Source organism: Luedemannella flava (genome assembly GCF_039528515.1).
Lineage (GTDB): Bacteria > Actinomycetota > Actinomycetes > Mycobacteriales > Micromonosporaceae > Luedemannella > Luedemannella flava.
Genome location: NZ_BAAALT010000142.1, coordinates 1 through 3,710, shown reverse-complemented (window position 1 = coordinate 3,710; position 3,710 = coordinate 1). Strand labels below are relative to the sequence as shown.

Annotated in this window: 4 protein-coding genes; 1 reads left to right on the top strand and 3 read right to left on the bottom strand. The window is 73.3% G+C overall.

Annotated features, from left to right (window positions below; all coding sequences use genetic code 11):
- Nucleotides 1-260, top strand: a 260-nt coding sequence (locus tag ABD211_RS21365; RefSeq protein WP_344134716.1) for a hypothetical protein, incomplete at its 5' end; no start/stop codon positions are given.
- Here the strand turns inward: ABD211_RS21365 and ABD211_RS21360 are convergent.
- From ABD211_RS21360 to ABD211_RS21350, 3 genes are all read right to left on the bottom strand, one after another.
- On the bottom strand, nt 261-605 hold the full coding sequence (locus ABD211_RS21360; RefSeq protein ID WP_344134713.1) for a PadR family transcriptional regulator: 345 nt from the start codon (nt 603-605) through the stop codon (nt 261-263). It lies immediately after the preceding gene.
- A gap of 42 nt (nt 606-647) precedes the next feature.
- A complete protein-coding gene (locus tag ABD211_RS21355; protein ID WP_344134711.1) occupies nt 648-1,463 on the bottom strand; it encodes a hypothetical protein in 816 nt (271 codons plus the stop codon).
- A 163-nt stretch (nt 1,464-1,626) separates the two neighbouring features.
- Nucleotides 1,627-3,710: M4 family metallopeptidase (locus ABD211_RS21350; protein ID WP_344134708.1), on the bottom strand; the 2,084-nt coding region annotated here is incomplete at its 5' end.

Genomic DNA, 3,710 nt, shown 5'->3' with positions numbered 1-3,710 from the left:
CGGCCTTCGGGCCGGCCGAGCGGCGGCTGCGCGACCCGGCCCGGCTGACCCGGTTCGTCGGGCGGGTCACGCTGGTCTTCCTCGCGGTGCACGGGCTCGCGGGCGTGCTCGTCATGGCGTACGCGGCGGCACGGTCGCCCGCGGCGTTCGCCTGGCCCCCGGCGCTCGGCGTGGCCGTGGCGATGTGGCTCGGCTACGGCTTCGCCGCCCGCTGCGCGTGGCGCTGCCTGCGCGCCACCCGGGCCGCGCTGGTCGCCTGACTACGCGGGGGTGACGCCGCGGCGCGGGGGCGGACCCAGCACCGCGCCGATCGTGGCGGTGAAGTCGCGCCACGCGGAACGCTCGTCGGCCAGCACCCGCCGGCCCGCGTCCGTCAGCTCGTACGTGCGTCGTTCCCGGCCGCCGACCGTGCTCCACGTGCCGGCGACGTGCCCGGCGCGCTCGAGGCGGCGCAGCGCGGGGTAGACGGTGCCCGTCGGCAGGGCCAACGCCCCGCCGGAGCGCTCCTGCAACGCCTCGATGATGGCGTAGCCGTGCAGCGGGCCGGCCTCGAGCACGGCGAGCAGCAGCGCGTCGAGGTGTCCGCGGAGCGCGTCGGGCTTCACACGTAGCGAGTCTACTGATCGCGGCCCGACGTGCCACCCCCGTCAGGCGGCCGTACCCTCTTTGGGTTTCTGGACCTTGGTGATGAGGTCGTGCAGCGGCTTGGTCCCGCTGCCCACGATGAGGCCGGTCACCATGGCGTCGACCCAGGTGGGCACGGCGTTCCAGCCGGTGTCGGCGTTGAGCGCGCGCAGCAGGTAGAAGCCGGCCGACGACGACAGGACCGTGGCCAGCGCGGTGGCGATGCCCCACATGAGGACGCCGCGCGACGCGCGCGCCCGCTCGCAGGCCGCCTTCGCGACGGCCGCGATCTGGGTGGCGCCGGGCACGCCGTTGTCCATGTCGGCGAGCGCCCGCTCGTAGCGCTCCTGCGGCTTGCGGCCCGGCATCCACCGGGTGATCGGCTCCAGGACCCGCTCGACGGCGCCGGCGAAGACGAGCAGCGCGCCGAACGCGGAGACCTGGTCCTCGACCCGGAACGGGGGGATCGTGACGGCGTCGCCGATGCCCATCGCGGTGAGCCCGCCGATCGCCGCGATGCCGAACCCGCCGAGCACGGCCAGCGGGTGCGCCGGCAGGGTCGGCGCGGTCGCGGTGTTCGGGTCGTAGGCGGGCGCCGGGCCGAACCCGGGCGACGCGGCCAGGGGCGGCATTCCGGGCGACGCGGGGGCGCCGGTCACCGGCATGCTGTTGGTGTTCTCGCTGTCCCAACCGGCCGGCGCGCCGTAGAGCCCGCCGTTACCACCGGCGGGTGCGGCCGGGGCGGGCCCGGGGGGCGCCGGGGCCGCGTAGGCGGGATAGGGGGCGTGGGCCGGGACGTGCGCGCGGCCGACGCTGACGGGTCGCCGGACGAGGGCCATGCGGAGCCTCCGGTGTGGAGTGGCGAGAGCGGCCCCGTGGATGGGCCGGTTCGAGAGCGTACGCCTTGATCATGTGGGCGCGACCATGCTGTCGCGATGACGACGGCCGGGCACGCGTGAGGGACCGGCCCGACGGGCCGGCCCCTCACCTCCGGGGGAGAGACTAGAGCGTGAGCGTCCAGGTGTTGATGTAGCCGGTGTCGACCGAGTACACGTCCTGGACCCGCAGGCCCCAGGTGCCGTTCGCCGTCTCGCCCGACACGTTCACCGTGTACGTGGTGTTGACGTTGTCGGTGCTGTCCGAGCTGGAGTTGCTCTTCAGCCGGTACGTCGAGCCGTCCGGCGCGACAAGGTCGATGACCAGGTCACCGCGGTAGGTGTGGACGATGTTGACCGCCACCGTGGAACTGGTGGACGGGGCCCGGCCGCAGCCGCTGATCACGATGGAGCTGGTCACGGCCGACCCGGCGTCCGGGATGGAGATGTCCGTGCCGTTGGTGCCGCTGCAGCTGCCGGACGTGCCGCCGGTGACCGTGAGGGTGTAGGTCGCCGTGCGGACCACCGCGCCCGTGCCGGTCACGGTGATCGGGTAGGTGCCGTTGGGCGTACTCGTCGAGGTCGCGATCGTCAGGGTGCTGGAGCCGCCGGAGGTGACCGACGACGGGCTGAACGACGCGGTCGCGCCGCTCGGCAGGCCGGACGCGGTCAGCGCCACGGTCTGCGCCGAGCCGGCGGTGGTGGCCGTGGACACCGTCGCGGTGACCGACGAGCCGGCCGCGACGCTGCCCGACGTCGGCGACGTCGCGATCGAGAAGTCGTTCGTGGAGGTGCTGCAGGTCGGCTCACCGGACTGGGCCGGCACGCTGACCGCGTTCCACGCCGCGAGCACCGTGTTGAACTCGGTGCAGCTGCCCGGGTAGAGCGTCTTGGCCGCGTTCAGGGTGGCCACCCGGACGTTGATGTAGCGCCAGGTCGACGTCTTCGCGAGCATCGCGTTGTAGTAGATCTTGCCGGCCTTCTGGATGCCGATGCCGGTCACCGAGGAGCTGTTGCAGGTGGGGCTGTTCGGCTTGCCGCCGCCGGGCGCGGAGCCCTCGGCGAGCAGGTAGAACCAGTGGTTGAGCGGGCCGGCGGCGGCGTGCACCTCGGTGTTCGGGATGGCGGAGGAGTAGCAGTTCGGGTCGCCGGCCAGCGACGGCTGGTACATGTAGCGGATCGGACCGTCGCCGACGAGGTCGACCTCCTCGCCCACCTGGTAGTCCGGCGGGTCGTTCGGGTTGTTCGCGTACGCCTCGGTCAACGCGCCGAAGATGTCACCGGTGGCCTCGTTGATGCCGCCGTTCTCTCTGCTGCTGCCCGCGCCGCCCGGCGTGTACTGGAAGATCGCGTGGCCGATCTCGTGACCCACGACGTCGATCGGGGTCGCCTGCCGGTTGTTGGCCTGGTTGTGGCCGAAGTTGACGTAGCTGCCGTTCCAGTACGCGTTGACGTCGTTGAGGCCCACCCGGATCGGGACCGCGCCGCCGGAGCCGGTCACGCCGTTGCGGCCCAGCCAGGCCGACAGCATGTCCCACTCCTTCTGCGCGCCGTACAGGGCGTCGACGCAGGCGGTCTCCAGGTTCGTGCCGCTGCCGTTGCCCCACACGTCGTCGGTGCCGGTGTACGCCGAGCCGTTCTGCCCGCCGCAGCGCAGGCCCGGGCGGGTCGTGTCGGTCATCGAGTACGAGGAGCCCGAACCCGAGGTGGTGATGCTCACCGAGCCGTAGTAGTAGCCCGTGCCGCTGCCTTCGCGGACCTCGTCGAGGACGTCGAGGACCGCGCCCGTGGTCGCGTCGACGTACACGTGCAGCTTGCTCGGCCTGCCGTCCGCGTACGCGCCCTCGACCACCGTTTCCCAGACCAGGGCGGGGGTGCCCCAGGCGAGGACGGACAGGGTCGGCGTGCTGGCGCCGGCGACCGTCGCGAGGCGCCCGCGCGCCGTCGCCGCCGCGGCGGCCGGGGACACCTTCGCGGTCGTGCCCACGGCGATGGTGGCGGTCTGCGCGGCGGCGGTGGAGGTCACCACGCCGTTGGCGTCGGTGACGACGACCGCGTCGCCGCCGATGACGGGCAGGCCCTTGTAGGTGCGGCTGTAGCTGATGTACTGCGAACCGTTGCCGCCGGCGGTGACGCCCTTGCGGATGATGGTGTCGCCCGGGCCGCGGTGCACGGCCCCGGGCCCGCGCCGCTCGACAGGTGCGCGTCGGC

Excerpts from the sequence above, each read along its gene's own strand:
- ABD211_RS21355 (WP_344134711.1), bottom strand. The coding sequence starts at position 1,463 with ATGGCCCTCGTCCGGCGACCCGTCAGCGTCGGCCGCGCGCACGTCCCG.